Source organism: Allobosea sp. NPDC055332 (genome assembly GCF_053645455.1).
In genome coordinates this window covers 666,338-686,682 of sequence record NZ_JBSHMO010000001.1, presented here as the reverse complement: position 1 = coordinate 686,682, position 20,345 = coordinate 666,338, and the positions used below count along the sequence as shown (strand labels likewise).

Sequence of the window (20,345 nt, the reverse complement as noted above, 5' to 3'; positions counted from 1 at the left end):
TGTAGGGAATGCGGTGTTCAAGACGTGGATGCTCGCCACAAGGGCGAGCATGACGGGTTGGAAGTACGCCGCTAACGAGTTCAGCTGCGCGCGTAGATGTCCTCGAGGCGAACGATGTCGTCCTCGCCGGTATAGCTGCCGACCTGGACCTCGATCAGCTCGAGCCCGATCTTGCCCGGGTTCTTCAGCCGGTGGGTGCAGCCGATCGGCAGGTAGACCGACTCGTTCTCGTGGACGAACTTGACCGTGCCGTCGAGCGTGACCTCGGCCGTGCCGGTGACCACGACCCAGTGCTCGGCGCGGTGGAAATGCTTCTGCAGGCTGAGCTGGCCGCCTTCATTGACGTGGATGTGCTTGACTTGGAAGCGGCTGCCGATGTCGATGCGCTGGTACCAGCCCCAGGGCCGGTAGATGCGCAGGTGCTCGCTGGCCTCGGGGCGCCCCTCGGCCTTCATCCGCTCGACCAGGGTCTTGACCTTGCCGGCGGCAGCCATGGAAGAGACGAGCACGGCGTCGCGGGTCGAGACCACGATAACGTCGTCGAGCCCGACCACGGTGGTCAGCACCTCCTCGCTGCGGATCAGCGAGCGGCGGGTGTCGAGCGCGACCGCCGGGCCTTCCAGCACGTTGCCGTCGGCATCCTGCGGCTTGATCGCGTGGATCGAATCCCAGGAGCCGACATCGGACCAGTCGAAGGAGGCGGCGAGCATGCCGGCATGGGCGGTGCGCTCCATCACGGCATAGTCGATCGAGATCCGGGTGGCGCGGCCAAAGCTCTCGGGGTCGAGCCGGAGGAAATCGAGATCGCGCTTGGCGTGGCCGACGGCGGCTTCGGCCGCCGAGAGCACCGCCGGCGCGTGGCGCCCCAGTTCCTCGCGCATGATACCGACCGAGAACAGGAAGTTGCCGCTGTTCCAGAGATAGCCGTCGGTGAGATATTGCGTCGCCAGATCGAGCTTCGGCTTCTCGACGAAGCGGGCAAGACGGTTGGCGCCGGGCTCGGGCAGCTCTTTGCCGGGAGCTAGATAACCATAGGCGGTCGAAGGGTGCGTCGGCTTGATGCCGAGCGTCATGATCAGCCCATCGGCGGCAAGGGCAGCGGCGCGTTTGCAATCCTGGCGGAAGGCCTCGGCATCGCCGACGACATGATCGGAAGCGAGCGCGACGCAGACCGCGTCGGAATCGCGCTTTTCCGCCATGACCGTGCCGACTGCGATGGCCGCGGCCGAGTCGCGCCGTTCGGGCTCGAGCACGATCTCGCCCTGAATGCCGAGCGCCAGCATCTGCTCGGCGACGATGAAGCGGAAATCATTATTGGTGATGACGATCGGCGCGCCGAAGGCCGGGTCGACGAGGCGCTGCAGCGTCGCCTGGAAGGTCGAGAGACCATCCTCCAGCAGCGGGATGAACTGCTTCGGCATGGTGTCGCGCGACAGCGGCCAGAGGCGGGTGCCTGAGCCGCCGGCCATGACGAGGGGAACGATCTTTGCAGCCATGTAGGGGGTTCCGGCGAAATCCGATCCACCCATTCCTACAGCACCGAACCTACCATCCGATAAACGCTCATAAGGAGAGGGCGATGGTGTCGGTCGAGGTATTGTTCACCCTTTCGGCTTCTGCCCCGGTCGGAACGCGACGATCACCGAAGGATCGGTTTCGAGGTAGGGACCCTCGATCAGGTCGATGCAGTAGGGGATCGCCGGCATCACCGCGTCGAGGCATTCGGCGATGGCGCGCGGGCGGCCGGGCAGGTTGACGATCAGCGACTTGCCGCGAATACCGGCAAGCTGGCGCGAGAGGATCGCGGTCGGGACCTTGGCGAGGCTGACCTGGCGCATCAGTTCGCCGAAGCCGGGCATCAGCTTGTCGATCACGTCCTCGGTCGCCTCGGGCGTGACGTCGCGCGGGGCGGGCCCGGTGCCGCCGGTGGTGACGATCAGGCAGCAACCGTCCTTGTCGGCGAGCTCGACCAGCGTCTGCGCGATGCCGGCGCGCTCATCGGGGATGACGCGCGTGAGCGCCTGCCAGGGGCTGGTCAGCGCCTTGCTGAAGTAGTCGACGATGGCCGGGCCGCCCTCATCGGCATAGATGCCGGCTGAGGCGCGGTCGGAGACCGTGACGATGCCGATCTTCGCGGGTGACGCCATGACCAATCCTCAGACGCGATAGAAATCGCGATACCAGCGCACCATGCGCTCGATGCCGTCGGCGAGCGGGGTGTGCGGGCGGAAGCCGACGGCCGCCTCCAGCGCCGAGACATCGGCGGCGGTGCGCAGGACGTCGCCGGGCTGGCGCGGCTTCATCTCCATCACGGCTTTCCGGCCGAGCGCCTGCTCGATCGTCGCGATGAACTCCATCAGCGGCACCGGGTCGGAGTTGCCGATATTGTAGAGCCGCCAGGGCGCCGAGGAGGTGGCGGGGCCGGGCTCGTCGCTCGACCAGGCCGGATCGGGCGCAGCAACCTGGTCGAGCACGCGCACCACGCCCTCGACGATGTCGTCGACATAGGTGAAGTCGCGCTCGTGCCTGCCTTCGTTGAAGACCTCGATCGGCTCGCCGGCGAGGATCTTCTTCGTGAAGATCATCGGTGCCATGTCGGGCCGGCCCCAGGGGCCGTAGACGGTGAAGAAGCGCAGGCCCGTGGTCGGCAAACCGTAGAGATGGCTGTAGGCATGGGCCATGCCTTCGTTCGCCTTCTTGGTCGCGGCATAGAGGCTGACCGGGTGGTCGACATTGTCCTCGACGCGGAAGGGCGTGCGGGTGTTGGCGCCGTAGACCGAGCTCGACGAGGCATAGACGAGGTGCTCGACGCCATTGCGGCGGCAACCCTCCAGCACATGGCCAAAGCCGGTGAGGTTGGAATCGAGATAGGCCTGCGGGTTCTCCATCGAGAAGCGCACGCCCGCCTGGGCGCCGAGATGGACGACGCGCTCGAAACGGCCTTCCGCGAAGAGCCTGGCCATGCCGTCGCGATCGGCGAGGTCGAGCTGCTCGAAGCTGAAGCGGTTATGGCCGGCGAGGCGCGCGAGCCGCGCCTGCTTCAAAGCGGGATCGTAATAGTCGTTGAGGTTGTCGATGCCGACGACCTCGTCGCCGCGTTCGAGCAGAACCCGGGCTGTCTCGTTGCCGATGAAGCCGGCAGCCCCCGTCACCAGAACGCGCATGATCCTCCTCGCGCCAGTCGTGGCGTCCAACTGATATGTCTATCGAGCAGCTTGCGATTCCGGTCAACGCAGGGCTCGCGGACAGGGCGATGATCTGCTAGCGCCGCGTCATGACCACCGCGTCGACAATGCCTGCTTTCGATCAGCCTGTTCGCGGGCGCGGCTTTGCCGCGACCTTCGTCGGCATCGTCGCAGGCGTGCTGCTGCTGACCGCGGCCGCGACGTTCTGGCGCGACCCGTTCTGGGTCTTCCGTGCGGCGCCACCCTGGACGCGTGACGGCGCTGGGGCGAGCCGGCTGCTCGACACGCAGATGCGCCGGGTGAAGCCGCTGCAGATCGCCAATCTCCGGCCGGGCACGCTGCTCGCCGGCTCCTCGGTGGTCTATCGCGGCCTCGATCCGCGCGCACTTGCGCCCGGGCTGCCGCAGCCGGCCTATAATGCCGGCATCGCCTCGCTGATGGGTGAGGAACTGCCGACGCTGGCGGCACTGGCGCGCGATGTCGGCAGCGTCAGACGCATCGTCATCGGGCTCGACTACTTCATGTTCACGCGGTTTCCGCCGCCGCCATCGTTGCGGCCAGAGCTGGCCAGCAGGTTCGGGCGGGCCGAGATGCGCCTGAAGCTGATGGTCAACTCGGAGGCGCCGGAGAACCTGCAAGGCGCCGGCCAGCGCCGCACCGAGCCCGGGCTCTGGCGCGGCGACGGCTTCAAGACGACACCGGATTTCGATGCTGCGCTGACCCGCAAGATCGCGGCGACGCAGGATATCGCCGCGATGGTCTATGAGCCCGAGCGGCTCGCGGCACTCGACAAGACCCTGGAGCGCCTGCGCGGCCTCGATATCGCGCTCTACCTCTCGCCTGTGAGCGCGGCGCAGCTCGCCTTGCTGGTACAGGGCGGGCGGCTGCCGGAGTTCGAGCGCTGGCGGGCGGATGTCGCCGCCGTGACCGGCCGGCACGGCCTCACCTTGCATGACCTGGCGACCGGCCATCCCTTCGACGATTTCGACCCGGAAAAAGGTTCGTCGCGCTTTTGGGTCGACAATGTCCATTTCAAGCCGGAGGTCGGGCGCTGGGTCCTGGCCCAGCTCGGCCTTGCATCAGGCGCGGTCGCGCCATCGCCTTAGTCGCAGTCGCGCCGCCGCCGCGAGCCGGGGCAGGGCGGCGGAACGACCGGCGAGCGCGACGATGGCGTTCGCCATCTCCTGCCGCTCGCCCCAGGGATAGGCTGAGGGATCGACCCGGTCGCCGGCGCCGCTGTCGAGCCGGAACGGGCGGTCCGCGGCGAAATCGGCGCGCAGCATCGCGATGGCGAGCGCCCGGCCGGGCGAGAGCCGGGCCTTGCCCTCGTCATAGGCGATCTTGAGGAAATGCGACTGGCCGGCGAGGTCGAGCAGCAGGCCGCCGGCGATCGGCTGATCATCCAGCCGGAGCAGGTCGATGCGGACGGCATCGGCGGCGGCGAAATTGCGGACGATCTCGCGGATATAGGCGCCGTGCTGCGGCAGGCCGGCGAGCGCGGTGCTGCTCCGCCCTTTCCAGCCGGCTGCTTCGAGGCTGAGGAAATCCTCCAGCGCGCTGTTGGCCTGCGCGCCGCGATGGCGCTGATAGATGAGAGCGCCGGCCTTCTCCAGCTGGCGATGCTGCTGCATGCGCTTCTTGTAGCCCTGGCCGAGGGCACGGCGCAGATAGCGCTCGGCATCCTCGCCGGCCTCGGGAGTGAGCATCGGCCGCTGCCAGCGCTCGAAGGTTGCGATGCTGCCGCCGGTTGCGGCCAGCGCGGCTTCGAATGCGGCGAAGACACTACCCTGCATGGGGAGCAAGGGCAGCTTCAGGATTTTTGGCAGGTCAGGTACGTCGACGACCGCTCGTACCAGCGCCATGGCGACGTCGTCCGCCCGCTCGCGAGCGAGCACCGGAGCCGAGGAGACCTCGTAGAGCGGCACCAGCGGCGCTTCGAGAACGGGGACGAGGCCGCTGTGGAGGCTGCGTGTCCGGTGCAGCGCCCAGAGGCCGAGCAGGCGTTCGTCGCCTTGCTCATGCGCTGCGAGGACGACGATGTCGTCAGCTGCGATGCCGAAGCTCAGCGCCGCCGCGATGGCGGCCGGTGCCATGTGCAGGTTGGGCGCCTCTGCCCTTCGGCAGAGGTCGGCGAAGGCTTCTGCGTCGCTTGCGCCATAGGTCCCGGCCGGCAGGCGGCGGACCGAAACAGTCCTGGTCATGGGCGCGGCGCGCTGCTCGCGCGCCGGCGCAGGCCGAGCACGAAGGCGATCACCTGCGCCGTCGCGAGATAGAGCTCTTCGGGGATCGTGTCCTCGAGCTCGACGGCCGAGAGCGCCTGCGCCAGCACGGCGTTCTGCTCGACCGCGATGTCGTGCTCGCGCGCGGTCTCGATGATCTTCTCGGCGACGACGCCATGACCCTTGGCGGTGACACGCGGCGCGCCCTGGCCGTCATATTCGAGCGCGACGGCGAGCGGCAGCGGTTGCGACTGGCTCATGAGCGGCGGTCCAGGAACTGGCCGGCGGCCGCCTTGGCCGGCTGCGGATGGCCGGTGAAGACCTCGAATTCGGCGCTGTCGAAGCGCGATTTGAGCAGCGAGGTCTCGAGATCGGGCGTCGCCTGGCGCAACAGGCGGCTGGTGTCCTCGCGCTCGGCCCAGAAGGAGACGCCGATAGCGCGGCCCTGCAATGTCACCACGCCCTGCAGCGCGCCGAGCGGCTCGACATCGAGCGCGAAGCGCACGCGCCAGAGCGGTGCTTCGGGTGTCGCTGAGCCGGATTGCGGCGGGTCGCGCTCGATCTCGAGCGGCAGCACGGCGGTGCCGTTCGGCATAGCGAGCGGGATCTCGGTGAGCCAGCGCGCCGGCGGCGGCTGGTCGAGGCGCGGCGCCTCCTGCGGCAGCGAGGCGTATTGGGCGAGCGCGATGCGGTCGAGCGCCGCTTCCGCCTGACCGAACAGGGTCTGCGCGATCGTTGCCGGGCGGGCGGCGCTGGTCAGGCTCGGCTCCGCAGGCTGCTGCGGGGCCAACAGGCCGTCGCGCGGCGGAGCGGGGCGTGCCTTGGCCGAGGTTGGGGCGGCGGCCTCCTGCTCAGGCGTATTGCTGCGCATGGCCGGGCGCCCCGGCTGCGGCGCAGCTTCGTTCGCGGCTTCGCCGGGGAGGGGCAATCTCGCCGCGGGCGCGCCTTCGACCGCGGGCTTGAGCAGGTCGCGCAGGCTCTGCAGCGCCGCCTTGAGGTCGGTCTGCGGCGACGGCGCCTCTCCCGCCGCCTGGCGGGCTTCGAGGAAGACGCCGGAACGGGCGATGGCGGCTTTCAGCGCGTCCGCAGTGACCGGTCTGGTTTCGGTGGCGGGCAGGCGCTGGGCGAGGATCTGGTCGACCAGAGCGATCAGCGGCTTCGGCAAGGTCAGCGCGACCGAGCCCTGCGCCAGGCCGGCGAGATTGGCGAAGAGCGGAGCGAGGCTGTCCTGCCGCCCGAGCGCCACGCCGAGCAGGGGGCCAGCGACCGCGCGCGGAGAGATGGGGGCGGCCTGCGGGGCGACCGGCGTGGTGCCGGTGGCGCTCGTGCGGCGGGTCTGCAAGGCAAGGGCGGCCGTCGATGGCTGCGCGGTTGCGGGGGGAACGCTTGCGGAGGTCGCCGCCTGTGTTTGCTGCGGCGCTGGCGGCGTGGTGCCGATCGTCTGTTGCGTGGGCGCAGCCGGAGCGTTGGCGCTGCTGGCCGGCGCCGGGCGGATGCCGACCAGGGTCGCCTGCAACGGTGCGCCGGGCTCGGCGGGCGCAGCGAGCCTGAGCATCAGGCCGGCGCCCGGTTGCAGCGCCGCCTGCCTGGCCTCGGGGCCGGCGAGTACGAGCGCGACCTTGACACCGTTGACCAGGGCCGTGGCGTTGCCGTCGGCATCGAGCGAGACGAGCTTGGCCTCGACCGTCTTGCCGGCGGCAAGGCCGCCATTGCCGGTCATCGTCGCGAGCAGGGTCGCGAGATTCTGGCTCTTGATGAGCGCCGCGAGTTGCGCCGGATCAGACGGGATGGCTACCATCCGGGCAGCCTGGCACGAAATGTTAAGGATTCTCTTGCGCGCGGCGGCATTGCGCCAGCCGCGCTGGTGCGGGGCCCGGCTCTGCGGCAGGTTTGCCCGCCTGCTCAGGAGAGATCGTCATGGATTATCGCGCGCTCGGCCGCTCCGGCCTCAAGGTCTCGCCGCTGTGCCTGGGCACGATGATGTTCGGCGCGCAGACCGAGGAGGCCGATGCGCGGGCTATCATCGACAGTGCCGCCGCGTCCGGCATCAACTTCATCGATACGGCGGATGTCTATGCCGAAGGACGCTCGGAGGAGATCACCGGTCGCGCCATCGCCGGCAACCGCCAGGGCTGGGTGCTGGCGACCAAGGCGGCGAATGCGATGGGCGAGGGGCCGAACCAGCGCGGGCTCTCGCGCAAATGGCTGCTCGAAGCCTGCGATGCCAGCCTGAAGCGGCTCGGCACCGACTTCATCGACATCTACTACCTGCACAAGGAAGACCATGGGACGCCGCTGGCCGAGACGATCCGGGCGATCGGCGACCTCGTGCGGGCCGGCAAGATCCGCTATTTCGGCGTCTCGAATTACCGCGGCTGGCGCGTCGCCGAGATCTGCCGGCTCTGCGACGAGCTCGGCATCGACCGGCCGGTGGTCAGCCAGCCCTATTACAACGCGATGAACCGCATGCCGGAGGTCGAGCATCTGCCGGCCTGCGGCTATTACGGCCTCGGCGTTGCCAGCTATTCGCCTTTGGCGCGCGGGGTGCTGACGGCGAAATACGAGCCCGGCCAGGCGCCGCCGGAAGGCACGCGGGCCGGGCGGGCCGACAAGCGCCTGATGCAGACGGAATGGCGCGAGGAATCGCTCGTGATCGCCCGCACGATCCGCGACCATGCCGCGGCGCGGGGCTTGAGCCCCGTGCAGTTCGCGGTCCGCTGGGTCTTGAACAACAAGCTCCTGACCGCGGCCGTGGCGGGCCCCCGGACCATGGAGCAATGGCAGGGCTATCTCTCGGCGCTGTCAGCCGATTTCACCGCCGCGGACGAGGCGCTGGTCGACAGCCTCGTGCCAGCCGGCCATCCCTCGACGCCGGGCTACAGCGATCCGGCCTATCCGCTGGAGGGGCGGCTGGCGCGGACGGGGTGAGGGCTCTTTCCCTTCTCCCCTTGCGGGAGAAGGTGGCCCGAAGGGCCGGATGAGGGGTCGCGCGACGGTTCCGCGTCATGGTCGGGCTTGTCCCGACCATCCACGTCTTCGCTTCAATGGTCGGCTGCAGTGTTCAAGACGTGGATGCTCGCCACAAGGGCGAGCATGACGGAAAGCCCGCGCGACCCCTCACCCTAACCCTCTCCCGCAAGGGGAGAGGGGATTGCTGCCTCTCACGGATGCAGCTTCAGCCCCTTGATCGCCTTGTCGACGGCCTTGCGCTCGCCATGCAGCGCGATCCCGACCAGGTCGAGCGCATCCGTCGCGACGGCTGCGACCGCGGCGCGATTGGCCTCGTCATGGCCGGTCGCGAACAGCTCCCTGGTATAGAGCGAGGGCGTCAGGCCTGCCTCGCCGGCGCGCCGCAGGACGCGGGTGAGGTCGGCGGAGGTCGCGGCGAAGACCAGGATCGGCTGGCGCACCAGCGGACCGTAGACCTTGCCCGAGCCGTCGCGGTAAGCTTGACCGCCGAGTTCCGGCGCGGCGGCGACCAGCCCGCCGGACAGGAAGGCGGTGACGTTGAGCTTCTGCCAGGCGGCGAGCTCTTCATGGACGATGATGGCAATCTTGGTGTCGAAGCGCATGACGACAGCGATAGAGCCCGCCGAGCCGGCCGGTCTTGAACGTTCGTGCGCGCTCGCATCGCCCGGCGACTGGATCCGGACCGCGCCGGACGGGGAGGGCATCGAGCGGATCGAGGCCTTCTTCAGCGGCCATGCCTATGACACCCACCGGCACGACACCTATGCGATCGGCTACACGATCAGCGGGGTGCAGAGCTTCGACTATCGCGGCGCGCAGCGGGATTCGACGCCGGGCGACCTAATCGTCCTGCATCCGGACGAATTGCATAATGGCCGGGCCGGGATCGAGAGCGGCTTTCGCTACCGCATGGCCTATGTCGAGCCCGGGCTGATCATGGCGGCGCTCGCCGGGCGCGCCAGTGCGATCCCGTTCATCGGCAACGCCGTCTGCCGCGATGGCAGCCTGATGCGGGCGCTGGTCGGCCTGCTCGGCGATGTCGAGCATGGGCTGGAGCCGCTGGAACGCGATGCCGCGGTCGGGGCGCTGGCCGAGGCGCTGCTCAAGCTCGATCCATCCTGTGCGCCCACCGGCGCGGAGACGCAGGCGATGCGGGCCTGCGAGCAGGCGCGCGATTTCCTCAGCGAAAGCCGCGACGAGGCGATCGATTCCGCCATGCTGGAGGGAATCACCGGGCTCGATCGCTATGCGCTGGCGCGGCAATTCCGCCGCCGCTACGGCACCAGCCCGCATCATTACCTGGTGATGCGCCGGCTGGAGCGGGCGCGGTTGCTGATCAGGCAGGGCGAAGCGCTGGCCGAGGCGGCTGCCGCGAGCGGCTTCGCCGATCAGAGCCATATGACCCGGCACTTCCGGCGCGCCTATGGCCAGTCTCCCGGACGCTGGCGGGCGATGCAGGTTGGCGGCGTGCCGGAAGCCGCCTGAGCGCGGCTCAGTTCACCACGCAGAAGCCGCCGACGACGACCTGCGAGCGGCACCAGATGCGCGACTCCGCCGGCTGTGTACCGCGCAACTCGGCAGTCTCGGTGGCCGCGAGCGCGGTGGGAGCCGCGATGCGCAGGGGCTGGTTTGCGGCTGCGCTGTCCGTCTGGCGGCTGCGCAGCGTCGGCGTCACCACGACCTGGGAGCCGTCGCGATGGCCCGGGCTCGCCTGCGTGGCGTGCGAGCGGCTGCCGCTGAAGCGGAACTTGGCGGCTTCGGCACTGGCCGGAAGCAACGCCAGGGCGAGAGTGGCGATGGCGAGACGACGGATCATGCCAGACTCCATTGCACGCCAGGAGTGTGCCCGAGCGGGTCCGCCCCGCCCAGCGAGACATGGGATCAGGCTGAGCAAGGAGTTAAGCGGATATCACAGCCTGCTGCGACTTCAGGCCCGCGTTCCGGCCAACCCGTCCCAGGCCAACATCGCCCCTTGCGCCACGGCTTCGAGCTCGGTGCGGGTCGCCCCGTCACGCGCGCGGATCGACATGCCCTGCTGCACCGTGATGTAGAAGGACGCGATGGCTGAGATGTCGCACGACGCGGGAAGCGCGCCTTTCGTGACCTCGGCCCGCAATCGGGCCTCCAGCAGAGCTTGCATCTCGGCGCGGGCGTCGCGCAGTTCGCTGGCGGCCTCCTCGCTCACTCCGGCAGCCTGGATGACGGAGAGCACGACCATGCAGCCTGCCGGTTTGCCGGGGCGGGTGAAGAGTCTGGCCGACCCCATCAGATAGGTCTCGATTGCCGCGCGCGCGCCCGGGGCAGCAGCGAGTGCGGCGCCGAAGCCGCCGCCTTCGTAGTCGTCGTAGAGCGCCATCGTCTCGCGATAGAGCGCCTCCTTGCTGCCGAAACAGGCGTAGAGACTGGGCGCATTGATGCCCATCGCCGCGGTGAGCTCGCTCATCGACGTGCCCTGATAGCCCTTCTCCCAGAACAGCAGCATAGCCCGGTGGAGGGCTTTTCCCCGGTCGAAAGCGCGAGGGCGGCCTCGTTCGGCCATGATCGTCACCTTTCTGTAGCGACTGATAAATAAATCGCTTGACGCGTCGGGGCAAGCGAGTCATCGATATATGTATCAATCACTACAGATACGGTGGCCCATGACGAAACTGGCAGGCAAGAAGGCTCTGGTGACCGGCGGCAGCCGCGGCATCGGCGCGGCGACGGCGCTCCGGCTGGCGCAGGACGGGGCGGATGTGGCGCTGACCTATGAACGCGCCCGCGACAAGGCCGAGGCTGTGGCGGCGCAAATCCGGGCGCTCGGACGCAAGGCGGTGGTGCTGCAGGCCGACAGTGCCGATGCGGCGGCGCTGACGGAGGCGGTCGACAAGGCCGCTGCGGAGCTCGGCGGGCTCGACATCCTCGTGAACAATGCCGGCATCTGGAGTTATGGCGAAGTCGGCAGCTGGGCTCTCGACGAGATCGACAAGGTCATCGCGGTCAATGTCCGGGCAGTGATCGTCGCCTCGCAGGCGGCCGCCAGGCACCTGCCGGATGGCGGGCGGATCATCACCACCGGCTCCTGCCTGGCCGAGCGCGTGACGGAACCTGGGATCGCGCTCTATGCGATGAGCAAGGCGGCGTTGATCGGCTTCACCAAGGCTCTCGCCCGTGATCTCGGGCCGCGTAGCATCACCGTCAACGTCGTGCATCCCGGTTCGACCGATACCGACATGAACCCGGCCGACGGCGACCATGCCGAGGCGCAGCGCCTGCGCATGGCGATCCCGCGCTATGGCAAGGCCGAGGACATCGCCGGCCTGATCGCCTATCTCGCCAGCGAGGAGGGCCGCTTCATCACCGGCGCCGGGATCGCGATCGATGGCGGGGTGAACACCTGACGTTCAGTGCCCCGGCAGGACGATGATCGTCGGCTTGGCCGGCAGGCTCGCCTTCGACAGCACGATCTGCGGCCGGTCGCGGCGCTCGACCGGCCAGAGGTCCTGCGAACGGGCGAGGAAGCGGTTGAGGGTGCCGCCGCCGAAGAAGTGCATGGGGATCATCACCCGGGCCTGCACGGCTTTCAGCACCTCCAGCATGCCTTCCTGGTCGAGCGTATAGCTGCCGTCGACCGGGAAGAGCACGATGTCGACCCGGCCGAGCGCGCGCAGATGGCCGGGTTCGAGCGGGTGATGGAGATGGCCGAGATGGGCGATGCAGAGTTCGCCGATCTCGAAGACGAACATCGAATTGCCGTCATAATCGGTGTCGCCGCCATAGGAGCGGATATTGGTCGGGACATTGCGCACGCGCATGTCGCCGAACGTGACGTCGTGCCGGGCGGCGCCCCGGCCGGAGGGGTCCCAGCCCGGCAGCACCTGCTTGATGGCAGGGTCGGGCGCGCGTGAATTATGCGTCGAATGCGCCTTGTTCATCGTCGCGATGTCGGGCGTCACCGGCGGGCGGACATAGTCATTGTAGTCGGTCGCCGCCTTCACCCCGCCGGGCGTCTCGATCAGGAAGGTGGCGTGGCCGACGAAGGTGAGGCGCACCTCGTCCTTGCCGAGGTTCACGCGCTGGATCGGCAGGCGATAACTCGCCATTTCCGGTCGGCAACCGGGTTCGTTCGCCTGGGCGAAAGCAGGGGCGGCGAACCCGGTCGCGAGGATGGCGGCGATCCCAAGTCGCCATAGCATCGTCGCAACCGTCATGATGAGCTCCTCACGGTTCACCGCGCGAGGAGCTTCCCGCAAAAGCCGGGCCGCGGAAAGCCGGCTGGCGGGTTTGTGAAGCGCGAGGCTTCTAGATCGTGATGACTTCACACAGAACGACCCTCGTCATCCTGTGCGAGCGAAGCTCGGCCAGGGATCCATCGTAGAGCTCCGGCGCCCTACGATGGATCCCGGAGCTGCGCGGCTTCGCCGCTTGTCCAGGATGACGGGGGAGAGATTGAGGCCTCTCAGCCCTTGCTCACCCGCACGATCGCGTCTGCGCGCTTCTCCAGGCCCGGCAGCAGTTCAAGGCCGAGGCCCGGCGCTTCCGAGACGGTGATCATGCCGTCCTTCGTCACCGGGAGATCGGTGACGAGCTCGGTGTACCAGCCGGTGTAGAAGGCGCGCACCGATTCCTGGATCAGCGCGTTGCGGGCATGCAGCGAGAAATGGCAGGACGCGGCGTAAACGACGGGCCCGGTGCAGTCATGCGGCGCGACCGGGGTGTGCCAGGCCTCGGCCATGCCGGCGATCTTGCGTGCTTCCGAGAGACCGCCGCACCAGGACAGGTCGAGCATGACGACGCCGGCCGCCTTGGTCTCGAGATAGTCGCGGAAGGAGTGGGTATAGGCCAGCGTCTCCGAGGCACAGACCCAGGCCTTGGAATGGCGGGCGTATTCGCCGAGGTCCTGGACGTTGTCGAGGCGGAACGGGTCCTCGTGCCAGTAGGTGTCGAATTCGGCGAGGCGTTCGGCCAGCTTCTTCGCCATGGGCAGGCTCCACAGCGAGTGGAACTCGACCATGATGTCCATCTTGTCGCCGACCGCCTTCCTGATCTTGCGGAAGGGCTCCAGCGCCGTGTTCAGCTCCTGGGGCGAGATGTCCCAGCCGGCGGTGCGCTCGGCGGCGATGTCGAAGGGCCAGATCTTCATGCCGGTGATGCCCTGCTCCAGCAGGGAATGGGCCAACTCGTCGGCCCGGTAGAGGAAGCCTTCGAGGTCCTCGTAGGGCCCACCCTGCTCGCCGACATGCCAGTTCGCCACCTTCTGGGAGCGGGCGTCGCGGATGTATTTGTAACCCGCGCAGGTGTTGTAGGTGCGGATGGTGTCGCGGGAGCGGCCACCGAGCGCGATCGAGACCGGCTGGCCGATCGCCTTGCCGTAGATGTCCCAGAGCGCGAGATCGACGGCCGAGTTGCCGCGCGTCTCGACGCCCGAGCCGCGCCAGCCGAGATAGTTGTTCAGGCTGGCGTTGCGGGCCTCGATCTGCAGCGGGTCCTGACCGATCAGCTTGGGCGCGACGCTCTCATGCAGATAGGCCTCGACCGCGGCCGCGCCCATGAAGGTCTCGCCGAGGCCGACGAGCCCGTCATCGGTGTGCAGGCGCACCCAGACGAGGTTGCCGAACTCGGCGAGGCGGATGGTTTCGAGGGCGGTGATCTTCATGGGTGGTCCGGAGTGGTTGGAACAGGAGGCGTCATTCTCGGGCTTGACCCGAGAATCTCATGACCAGAGGGCGCTGGTTTCCGAGATGGTCGGGTCAAGCCCGACCATGACGGCTTGGACAGACGGGCTCACTTCCCCCGCAGCTTGGCGAGGTCGGCCTGGATGCGCTCGATCGTGTCCTTGCCGATCGTCGCCTGGTGGCGCTGATAGACGGCCTGGGTGCTCTCGCGCATCTTGCCGAGCTCGTCGGCACTGACCTCGCTGACCTGCATGCCCTTGGCCTTGAGATTGGCGAGCGACTTGTCGTTGAGCTCGCGCGAGACCTTGCGCTCCTCGTCGCGGCCGACGATGGCGCAGTCGCTCAGCACCTTTTGCTCCTCGGCCGAGAGCTGATCCCAGAGCTTCTTGGAATAGAGCATCAGGAACGGCGTGTAGGCGTGTCGGGTCAGCGTCAGGTATTTTTGCACCTCGTAGAGCTTCGAGGTGTCGATGGTGACGAGCGGGTTTTCCTGGCCGTCGATCGCATGGGTCTCCAGCGCGGCGAAGACTTCGCCGAAGGCCATCGGCGTCGCATTGGCGCCCATGGTCTTGAAGCTGTCGAGGAAGATGTTGTTCTGCATGACGCGGACCTTGAGCCCGGTCATCTCCTCGGCCTTGGTCACGGCGCGCTTCGAATTGGTGAGGTTGCGGAAGCCGTTCTCCCAATAGGCCAGGTTGACCACGCCGAAGCCCGGCAGCTTGTCGGCGATGTACTTGCCGAAGGCGCCGTCGAGGATGGCGTCGGCCTCCCTCTCGTCGGTGAACAGGAAGGGCAGGTCGAAGACGCCGAGCTCGGGCATGATGCCGACCAGCGGCGAGGAGGAGGTGATCACCATTTCCTGCGTGCCGGCGCGCAGCGCCTGCGTCGCCTGCAGGTCGCCGCCGAGCGCGCCGCCCCAGAAGGCCTGGAGCTTGAGCTTGCCGCCGGACTTCTCGGCCATGCAGGCTTTCATCTTGGCGACGCCGTTGCCGACCGGGTGATCCTCGTTGATGCCGTTGGAGACGCGGATGTTGCGCTCCTTGATCTGCGCCTGCGCCGAACTGGCGAAGGCTGCGAGCGCGACGCCGGCGACGAGCGAAAGAAGGCGGGCCGTCCTGGTCATGGTCTACTCCCTGGTACTGGTTTCTTGGTTTGATGTTCGACGGGCAGGCTGGTCTCAGCGGCCGCTCAGCCAGGCGAGCGGCACCATCACGAGCTGCGGGAACAGCACGAGCAGGAACATCGCGATGGTCTGGGCGATGAAGAACGGCCAGACGCCGCGCATCACCGCGCTCATCGGCACGCGGGCGACGCCGCAGACGACGTTGAGCACGATGCCGACTGGCGGGGTGATCAGGCCGATGGCGTTGTTGATGATGAAGAGGACGCCGAAATAGATCGGGTCGATACCGGCCTGCTTGACGATCGGCATCAGCACCGGCGTCAGGATCAGCACCGTCGGGGTGAAGTCGAGTGCGGTGCCGACCGCCATGACCAGCAGCATGATGATGATCATCAGCACGGTCTGGTTGCCCATGAAGGGCTCGAGCAGCGAGGAGAGCTCGGCCGGGATGTTGGCCTGTGTGATCAGCCAGGCCGAGACCACCGCCGCCGCGACGAGCAGCATCACGGCGCTGGTCGTCTTCGCCGCCAGCAGCGTCACCCGGTAAAGGTCGCGGACCTTCAACTCGCGATAGACGAACATGCCGACGATCAGCGCATAGACGGTCGCGACGACCGCCGCCTCGGTCGGCGTGACGATGCCGAAGCGGATGCCGCCGAGGATCGCGATCGGCATCAGCAGGGCGAGCGAACCGTCCCAGGTCGCCTTCAGGCGCTCGGCGCCGGTCTTGCGCGGCAGCACGGTGATCGTGTCGCGGCGGCAGACGATCCACCAGGCGATGACCAGCGAGAGACCGATCAAGAGGCCGGGGAAGACGCCGGCGAGGAAGAGCTTGGTGATCGAGAGATTGGCGGCGACGCCGAAGACGATGAAGCCGATCGAGGGCGGGATGATCGGCGCGATGATGCCGCCCGAGGCGATCAGCCCGGCCGAGCGGCCGACATCATAGCCGGCGCTGCGCATCATCGGCAGCAGTATCGAGGCGAGCGCCGCCGTATCGGCCGCGGCCGAGCCGGAGAGCGAAGCCATGATGATCGCGGCGAAGATCGCGACATAGCCGAGGCCGCCATGGAGATGGCCGACCAGCGAGAGCGCGAAGTTGACGATGCGTTTCGAGAGGCCGCCGGCATTCATCAATTCGCCGGCGAGCAGGAAGAAGGGGATGGCGAGAAGCTGGAAGGAATCCGCGCCGATGATCATGTTCTGCGCGATGATCTGGGTGTCGTAGACGCCGAGCCAGAGCATCAGGCAGACGGCGCAGACGATCAGTGCAAAGGCGATCGGCATGCCGAGCGCCATCGCTCCGCAGAGCGAGACGAGGAAGACGGCGACGGTCATTCCAGATGCCCCTTGAGGTTATGCGAGGGGCTGGCGCTGTAGTCGCCGGCGAATTCGGCAAGTTCATAAGGGCCGAGCCTGCCGGTCAGAGCGCGGAACAGGCGGCCGAGCGTGATCAGGGCGATGCCGGCGCGGCGAAGTACAGGACGCCGTAGACATAGGCCATGCTGATGCCGGTGACCGGGGCGACGGAGGTCTGGTTGATCGCCTGCTGGCTCCAGGTGCCGTCGAGCAGCATCAGCGAGCAGACCAGCACGATGGCGTCGCTGGCGATCATGCAGAGCCGGCGGCCCTCGTCGCCGAGCGCGCCGACCAGGCTGTCGACGCCGAGATGGCCGTTCTCGCGCATCACCACGACGGCGCCGATGAAGGTCAGCCAGACGAAGAAATAGCGCGACAATTCCTCCGACACGTCGATGCCGGAATTGAACGCGTAGCGCAGCACGACATTGCCGAACACCATCACCACCATGCCGGCGAGCAGGGCGACGAGGCTGAACTCAAGCGCGCGTAAGACCCACCTTTCGGCGTGACGCAGCATTGGACGTTTCCCGTTGGTCTGTTGTTGATATTCCGGCGCTCTTCGGCGCTTCGGATCTGGGCGCTTCGGTCTTGGTACGGGCCGCGTTTTCCATGTCGGCGCGGGCGACCGCGATCAGCTCCGACATGGTCCGCCGCGCCCGCTCCGGATTGCGGGCGAGGATGGCGTCGGTGACGACGCGGTGGATCGCGAGCGAGGCCCTCGCGCGCTCATGGTCGTGCATGGAGAGGCCGAACGAGGCCTTCAGCACGGCGTGCAGGATCGGCTTCAGCTGGATCAGCAGCAGGTTGCCGGAGGCTTCCAGGATCGCCTCGTGGAAACGGTAGTCGGCGGTCTCGTGGGCGGGCTTGTCGTCCGCCGCCGTCATCGCTGCCATCGCCGCGCCGATCTCGGCGATCTGCTCGTCGGTGCCGCGCTCGGCGGCGAGACCGGCGGCTGTCGGCTCGATCATGCCGCGCAGTTCGAGCAAATCGCGCTGGAAGCCGCTCGCCATGTCGGCGTCGGAAATCCAGCCCATCACCTGCGGATCGAGCAGGCGCCAGGCCGAGACCGGCTGGATTCGCGAGCCGACGCGCGGGCCGGTGACGATCAGCCCGAGCGCCTGCAGCGTCTTGGTCGCCTCGCGGATGACGGTGCGGCTGACGCCGAAATGCGCGCAGAGCTCATCCTCGCGCGGCAGTGTGCCGGAGAGCCCGATCTGGCCGGAGACGATCTCCCGGCCGAGCCGGTCGACGAGATGCGCATGGAAGTTCGAAGGGCGAGCCATACATAGATCATATCATCATATGATTGAGTCGCAAGCAGCCAGTGGCTTCCTGTGGATGGAGCGAGAAAATCAGGGGGAAGGGCAGGTTGCAGGGCGGATGCCGGCGGACGAAACCGCCTATTTCGCCGGCGGTTTGGCCCGGTCGGCCGCCGTGGCGAAATCGATGAAGGCGCGCAGCGCCGGCAGCATCTGCCGGCGACTGGGATAGTAGAGATAGAAGCCGGGAAAGGGTGGCGACCAGTCCGGCAGCAGATGGATCAACTGACCCGAGGCGAGGAAGGGCTCGACTTGCCGGTCGAGCAGATAGGCGATGCCGGCGCCGTCGCAGGCGGCCCGGACCAGTATTTCGGCTTCGTTGGTAATGACCTGGCCAGGCACGGCGATCTCCAGCGCTTCGCCGTCGCGCTCGAACTCCCAGCGATAGGGGCTGCCATCCGTCGGCCAGCGCGTGTTGAGGCCGCGATGCTGCAGCAGGTCATGCGGCGTTCCGGGCTGGCCATGACGGGCGCAGTAGTCCGGTGACGCTACCGCCACGAGCCGCAATGGCCCACCGAGCCGGACGGCGACCATGTCGCGATCGAGGCTCTCGCCGAGCCTTATGCCGGCATCGAAGCCGCCAGAGACGATGTCGATCAGCGTATCGTCGATGGTGATGTCGAGACTGATCCCCGGATAGGCCTCGGTAAACGGGCCGATCAGCGGCGCGATGTGGTGCAGCGCCGCCATCCGGTTGCTGTTGATGCGCAGGCGGCCGGCGGGTGCGCCATCGCGGGCTGTGACTGCGAGCACCGCCGCTTCCAGATCGCGCAGCGCCGGCAACAGGCCGGCGAGCAGGCGTTCTCCCGCTTCGCTCGGGGCGACCGAGCGGGTGGTGCGGTGGAGCAGGCGCGTGCCCAGCCGCTCCTCCAGCGTCCGGATGACCTGGCTCAGGGCCGAGCCGGACATGCCGAGATAGGCGGCGGCGCGGGTGAAGCTGCGATGCTCGCAGACGGCCGCGAAGGCCCTGAGTTCGGCGATGTCGCTGCCGCGCATTATGCTCTCATTTCCAAAGAGTATACTTTGATCTTATCGCATTATCGCGATGATCGTGAGTGGGCATTGTCCGGCAACTGCAAGACAGGAAGCTGCCCATGACCACTCTTTCGTCCTACCGCCTGCTCGGCCGCTCGGGCCTGCGGGTTTCGCCGCTCGCGCTCGGCACGATGACCTTCGGCACCGACTGGAACTGGGGTGCTGACGAGGCTGAGGCCCGCCGCATCTTCGACGCTTATGTCGAGCGCGGCGGCAATTTCATCGATACGGCCAACCGGTACACCGAGGGCACGTCCGAGCGTTTCGTCGGGGAATTCGCCAAGGGACGGCGCGACAGCTCCAAGTACACGCTGCCGATGCGGCCGGGCGACCCGAATTCGGGCGGCAACCACCGCAAGGCGATGGTGCGTTCGCTGGAGGACAGCCTGAAGCGGCTCGGCACCGATTATGTCGACCTGTTCTACCTCCACGCCTGGGACTTCACGACACCGGTCGAGGAGATCATGCGCGCCTTCGACGATCTCGTCCGCGCCGGCAAGGTGCTCTATCTCGGGCTCTCCGACATCCCGGCCTGGCAGGCCTCGCGCATGCAGGCGATCGCCGATCTGCGCGGCTGGGCGCCGCTGGTCGCCATGCAGGTCGAGTACAATCTGATCGAGCGCACGGTCGAGCGCGACGTCGTGCCGATGGCGGCGGAGCTCGGGCTCGGCGTGATCCCGTGGTCGCCGCTGGCCAGCGGCGTGCTGACCGGAAAATACAGCCGCGCCGATCTCGGCCAGATGCCGAGCGGCTCGGCTGCCGAAGGAACGCGCCGCGATGTCGCCGCCGGCAATGGCGCGCTGACCGAGCGTGGCCTTGCCATCGCCGATGTCGTCAAAGACGTCGCGAGCGAGACCGATCATTCACCGGCGCAGGTCGCCCTGGCCTGGACGCTGCTCAATCCGGCCGTGACGGCGCCGATCATCGGGGCGCGCACGCTCGCCCAACTCGAAAACAATCTCGGGGCGCTGGAGGTAACCCTCGACGAGGGGCAGCGGGCGCGGCTGCAGGCGGCGAGCGCGATCGATCTCGGCTTCCCGCATGACTTCCTGGCCCGGCCGATGACCAAAGCGATCGTCAGCGGCGGGCTCGACATTCGGCCGCGCTGAGCGGGCTTTGCGATCGCTGGGGCCGAAAGGCCTCAGTGATCGCGATCGAAGGATCCGGGCTACGAAAAGCAAGCGCTCGACCGAACCCGGATGGCGCAGCCATTTCAAAGATCGGCAACTTGAATCGCACCTCTGCGGTTCAAGTCAGCGTGTCGTCCCCGACTCTTGCGACTGCTGCGGGGTATCCTGGCGTGCACCGAGGCATGCCTGATCGTGGCGAGATCCCGCCAGGGTGGTCAGTTCTGCCTCTGCCCGGTCAAGCAACAGTTCCAACATCGGGTGTTTCAGTTTCTTCACCGAATCCGCCAGCTTGGGGAGCTCTTCGGCGACGACGGTCAGTGGATCGCGCTCTGTCATGCGTGCCTCGGC

Annotated in this window: 21 protein-coding genes and 1 pseudogene; 5 read left to right on the top strand and 17 right to left on the bottom strand. The window is 67.6% G+C overall.

What is annotated here, in order from left to right; translation table 11 throughout:
* Positions 1 to 80: 80 nt before the first annotated feature.
* The 3 genes from ACWIGM_RS03490 to ACWIGM_RS03480 all read right to left on the bottom strand — a co-directional run bounded on the left by ACWIGM_RS03490 (position 81) and on the right by ACWIGM_RS03480 (position 3,164).
* Complete coding sequence (locus ACWIGM_RS03490) at positions 81 to 1,496, bottom strand: mannose-1-phosphate guanylyltransferase/mannose-6-phosphate isomerase (RefSeq protein ID WP_454024532.1); 1,416 nt, start codon at positions 1,494 to 1,496, stop codon at positions 81 to 83.
* Positions 1,497 to 1,601: 105 nt separating this feature from the next.
* Positions 1,602 to 2,147: a molybdopterin adenylyltransferase gene (mog, locus tag ACWIGM_RS03485; RefSeq protein WP_454024531.1), complete on the bottom strand. Its 546-nt coding sequence runs from the start codon at positions 2,145 to 2,147 to the stop codon at positions 1,602 to 1,604.
* A 9-nt stretch (positions 2,148 to 2,156) separates the two neighbouring features.
* Positions 2,157 to 3,164 (bottom strand): NAD-dependent epimerase, encoded by a 1,008-nt coding sequence (locus ACWIGM_RS03480; protein ID WP_454024530.1) that lies wholly within the window; start codon positions 3,162 to 3,164, stop codon positions 2,157 to 2,159.
* 128 nt (positions 3,165 to 3,292) lie between these two features.
* Between ACWIGM_RS03480 and ACWIGM_RS03475 the strand changes: the two genes are divergently transcribed.
* Positions 3,293 to 4,291 carry a hypothetical protein gene (locus tag ACWIGM_RS03475; RefSeq protein WP_454024529.1) on the top strand — a complete coding sequence of 333 codons (999 nt, stop codon included), beginning with the start codon at positions 3,293 to 3,295 and terminating at the stop codon, positions 4,289 to 4,291.
* On the opposite strand, the gene ACWIGM_RS03470 is transcribed toward ACWIGM_RS03475, so the two are convergent.
* The 3 genes from ACWIGM_RS03470 to fliK are packed head-to-tail and all read right to left on the bottom strand — an operon-like array spanning position 4,265 to position 7,202.
* Positions 4,265 to 5,386: a GNAT family N-acetyltransferase gene (locus ACWIGM_RS03470; protein WP_454024528.1), complete on the bottom strand. Its 1,122-nt coding sequence runs from the start codon at positions 5,384 to 5,386 to the stop codon at positions 4,265 to 4,267. The two genes, ACWIGM_RS03475 and ACWIGM_RS03470, sit on opposite strands and share 27 nt — an antisense overlap.
* On the bottom strand, positions 5,383 to 5,664 hold the full coding sequence (locus tag ACWIGM_RS03465) for an EscU/YscU/HrcU family type III secretion system export apparatus switch protein (protein ID WP_454024527.1): 282 nt from the start codon (positions 5,662 to 5,664) through the stop codon (positions 5,383 to 5,385). Before ACWIGM_RS03465 ends, ACWIGM_RS03470 begins: the two co-directional genes overlap by 4 nt.
* Complete coding sequence (fliK, locus tag ACWIGM_RS03460; RefSeq protein WP_454024526.1) at positions 5,661 to 7,202, bottom strand: flagellar hook-length control protein FliK; 1,542 nt, start codon at positions 7,200 to 7,202, stop codon at positions 5,661 to 5,663. The genes ACWIGM_RS03465 and fliK overlap by 4 nt, the downstream gene beginning before the upstream one ends.
* Before the next feature lie 119 nt (positions 7,203 to 7,321).
* On the opposite strand from fliK, the gene ACWIGM_RS03455 reads away from it, so the two are divergent.
* Positions 7,322 to 8,332 carry an aldo/keto reductase gene (locus tag ACWIGM_RS03455; protein ID WP_454024525.1) on the top strand — a complete coding sequence of 337 codons (1,011 nt, stop codon included), beginning with the start codon at positions 7,322 to 7,324 and terminating at the stop codon, positions 8,330 to 8,332.
* 233 nt (positions 8,333 to 8,565) lie between these two features.
* On the opposite strand, the gene ACWIGM_RS03450 is transcribed toward ACWIGM_RS03455, so the two are convergent.
* Positions 8,566 to 8,976 carry a DUF2000 family protein gene (locus ACWIGM_RS03450; protein WP_454024524.1) on the bottom strand — a complete coding sequence of 137 codons (411 nt, stop codon included), beginning with the start codon at positions 8,974 to 8,976 and terminating at the stop codon, positions 8,566 to 8,568.
* Between ACWIGM_RS03450 and ACWIGM_RS03445 the strand changes: the two genes are divergently transcribed.
* Positions 8,975 to 9,859, top strand: a complete 885-nt coding sequence (locus ACWIGM_RS03445; protein WP_454024523.1) for an AraC family transcriptional regulator — start codon at positions 8,975 to 8,977, stop codon at positions 9,857 to 9,859. The genes ACWIGM_RS03450 and ACWIGM_RS03445 overlap by 2 nt on opposite strands.
* A 7-nt stretch (positions 9,860 to 9,866) precedes the next feature.
* Here the strand turns inward: ACWIGM_RS03445 and ACWIGM_RS03440 are convergent, their stop codons facing one another.
* Together ACWIGM_RS03440 and ACWIGM_RS03435 are read right to left on the bottom strand one after the other, a co-directional pair.
* Entirely contained in the window at positions 9,867 to 10,190 is a 324-nt protein-coding gene (locus ACWIGM_RS03440) for a hypothetical protein (RefSeq protein ID WP_454024522.1), read from the bottom strand.
* 111 nt (positions 10,191 to 10,301) lie between these two features.
* The gene (locus ACWIGM_RS03435) at positions 10,302 to 10,913 is read right to left on the bottom strand and encodes a TetR/AcrR family transcriptional regulator (RefSeq protein ID WP_454024521.1); all 612 of its coding nucleotides are present in this window, start codon (positions 10,911 to 10,913) and stop codon (positions 10,302 to 10,304) included.
* Between the two features lie 100 nt (positions 10,914 to 11,013).
* Between ACWIGM_RS03435 and ACWIGM_RS03430 the strand changes: the two genes are divergently transcribed.
* A complete protein-coding gene (locus tag ACWIGM_RS03430) occupies positions 11,014 to 11,754 on the top strand; it encodes an SDR family NAD(P)-dependent oxidoreductase (RefSeq protein ID WP_454024520.1) in 741 nt (246 codons plus the stop codon).
* A gap of 3 nt (positions 11,755 to 11,757) precedes the next feature.
* On the opposite strand, the gene ACWIGM_RS03425 is transcribed toward ACWIGM_RS03430, so the two are convergent.
* The 7 genes and pseudogenes from ACWIGM_RS03425 to ACWIGM_RS03395 all read right to left on the bottom strand — a co-directional run bounded on the left by ACWIGM_RS03425 (position 11,758) and on the right by ACWIGM_RS03395 (position 18,828).
* On the bottom strand, positions 11,758 to 12,564 hold the full coding sequence (locus tag ACWIGM_RS03425) for an MBL fold metallo-hydrolase (protein WP_454024519.1): 807 nt from the start codon (positions 12,562 to 12,564) through the stop codon (positions 11,758 to 11,760).
* A 248-nt stretch (positions 12,565 to 12,812) separates the two neighbouring features.
* A complete protein-coding gene (locus ACWIGM_RS03420; protein ID WP_454024518.1) occupies positions 12,813 to 14,009 on the bottom strand; it encodes a mandelate racemase/muconate lactonizing enzyme family protein in 1,197 nt (398 codons plus the stop codon).
* Between the two features lie 128 nt (positions 14,010 to 14,137).
* A complete protein-coding gene (locus ACWIGM_RS03415) occupies positions 14,138 to 15,151 on the bottom strand; it encodes a TRAP transporter substrate-binding protein (RefSeq protein WP_454024517.1) in 1,014 nt (337 codons plus the stop codon).
* Positions 15,152 to 15,205: 54 nt separating this feature from the next.
* A complete protein-coding gene (locus ACWIGM_RS03410) occupies positions 15,206 to 16,489 on the bottom strand; it encodes a TRAP transporter large permease (protein WP_454024516.1) in 1,284 nt (427 codons plus the stop codon).
* Positions 16,486 to 17,030 (bottom strand): annotated as a pseudogene (locus tag ACWIGM_RS03405) (TRAP transporter small permease). Before ACWIGM_RS03405 ends, ACWIGM_RS03410 begins: the two are co-directional and overlap by 4 nt.
* Positions 16,990 to 17,796, bottom strand: a complete 807-nt coding sequence (locus ACWIGM_RS03400) for a FadR/GntR family transcriptional regulator (protein WP_454024515.1) — start codon at positions 17,794 to 17,796, stop codon at positions 16,990 to 16,992. The pseudogene ACWIGM_RS03405 and the gene ACWIGM_RS03400 overlap by 41 nt, the downstream one beginning before the upstream one ends.
* A gap of 117 nt (positions 17,797 to 17,913) precedes the next feature.
* Positions 17,914 to 18,828, bottom strand: coding sequence for a LysR family transcriptional regulator (locus ACWIGM_RS03395; protein WP_454024514.1), 915 nt, complete (start codon positions 18,826 to 18,828; stop codon positions 17,914 to 17,916).
* Positions 18,829 to 18,926: 98 nt separating this feature from the next.
* Between ACWIGM_RS03395 and ACWIGM_RS03390 the strand changes: the two genes are divergently transcribed.
* Positions 18,927 to 19,976 (top strand): aldo/keto reductase, encoded by a 1,050-nt coding sequence (locus tag ACWIGM_RS03390; protein WP_454024513.1) that lies wholly within the window; start codon positions 18,927 to 18,929, stop codon positions 19,974 to 19,976.
* A 144-nt stretch (positions 19,977 to 20,120) separates the two neighbouring features.
* On the opposite strand, the gene ACWIGM_RS03385 is transcribed toward ACWIGM_RS03390, so the two are convergent.
* Positions 20,121 to 20,333: a hypothetical protein gene (locus ACWIGM_RS03385; RefSeq protein WP_454024512.1), complete on the bottom strand. Its 213-nt coding sequence runs from the start codon at positions 20,331 to 20,333 to the stop codon at positions 20,121 to 20,123.
* Positions 20,334 to 20,345 lie beyond the last annotated feature (12 nt).

Bases quoted from the DNA above. Each gene is read 5' to 3' on its own strand.
- ACWIGM_RS03490 (WP_454024532.1), bottom strand. From the start codon at position 1,496: ATGGCTGCAAAGATCGTTCCCCTCGTCATGGCCGGCGGCTCAGGCACC.
- mog (WP_454024531.1), bottom strand. From the start codon at position 2,147: ATGGCGTCACCCGCGAAGATCGGCATCGTCACGGTCTCCGACCGCGCC.
- ACWIGM_RS03480 (WP_454024530.1), bottom strand. From the start codon at position 3,164: ATGCGCGTTCTGGTGACGGGGGCTGCCGGCTTCATCGGCAACGAGACA.
- ACWIGM_RS03475 (WP_454024529.1), top strand. From the start codon at position 3,293: ATGCCTGCTTTCGATCAGCCTGTTCGCGGGCGCGGCTTTGCCGCGACC.
- ACWIGM_RS03470 (WP_454024528.1), bottom strand. From the start codon at position 5,386: ATGACCAGGACTGTTTCGGTCCGCCGCCTGCCGGCCGGGACCTATGGC.
- ACWIGM_RS03465 (WP_454024527.1), bottom strand. From the start codon at position 5,664: ATGAGCCAGTCGCAACCGCTGCCGCTCGCCGTCGCGCTCGAATATGAC.
- fliK (WP_454024526.1), bottom strand. From the start codon at position 7,202: ATGGTAGCCATCCCGTCTGATCCGGCGCAACTCGCGGCGCTCATCAAG.
- ACWIGM_RS03455 (WP_454024525.1), top strand. From the start codon at position 7,322: ATGGATTATCGCGCGCTCGGCCGCTCCGGCCTCAAGGTCTCGCCGCTG.
- ACWIGM_RS03445 (WP_454024523.1), top strand. From the start codon at position 8,975: ATGACGACAGCGATAGAGCCCGCCGAGCCGGCCGGTCTTGAACGTTCG.
- ACWIGM_RS03450 (WP_454024524.1), bottom strand. From the start codon at position 8,976: ATGCGCTTCGACACCAAGATTGCCATCATCGTCCATGAAGAGCTCGCC.
- ACWIGM_RS03440 (WP_454024522.1), bottom strand. From the start codon at position 10,190: ATGATCCGTCGTCTCGCCATCGCCACTCTCGCCCTGGCGTTGCTTCCG.
- ACWIGM_RS03435 (WP_454024521.1), bottom strand. From the start codon at position 10,913: ATGGCCGAACGAGGCCGCCCTCGCGCTTTCGACCGGGGAAAAGCCCTC.
- ACWIGM_RS03430 (WP_454024520.1), top strand. From the start codon at position 11,014: ATGACGAAACTGGCAGGCAAGAAGGCTCTGGTGACCGGCGGCAGCCGC.
- ACWIGM_RS03425 (WP_454024519.1), bottom strand. From the start codon at position 12,564: ATGACGGTTGCGACGATGCTATGGCGACTTGGGATCGCCGCCATCCTC.
- ACWIGM_RS03420 (WP_454024518.1), bottom strand. From the start codon at position 14,009: ATGAAGATCACCGCCCTCGAAACCATCCGCCTCGCCGAGTTCGGCAAC.
- ACWIGM_RS03415 (WP_454024517.1), bottom strand. From the start codon at position 15,151: ATGACCAGGACGGCCCGCCTTCTTTCGCTCGTCGCCGGCGTCGCGCTC.
- ACWIGM_RS03410 (WP_454024516.1), bottom strand. From the start codon at position 16,489: ATGACCGTCGCCGTCTTCCTCGTCTCGCTCTGCGGAGCGATGGCGCTC.
- ACWIGM_RS03400 (WP_454024515.1), bottom strand. From the start codon at position 17,796: ATGGCTCGCCCTTCGAACTTCCATGCGCATCTCGTCGACCGGCTCGGC.
- ACWIGM_RS03395 (WP_454024514.1), bottom strand. From the start codon at position 18,828: ATGCGCGGCAGCGACATCGCCGAACTCAGGGCCTTCGCGGCCGTCTGC.
- ACWIGM_RS03390 (WP_454024513.1), top strand. From the start codon at position 18,927: ATGACCACTCTTTCGTCCTACCGCCTGCTCGGCCGCTCGGGCCTGCGG.
- ACWIGM_RS03385 (WP_454024512.1), bottom strand. From the start codon at position 20,333: ATGACAGAGCGCGATCCACTGACCGTCGTCGCCGAAGAGCTCCCCAAG.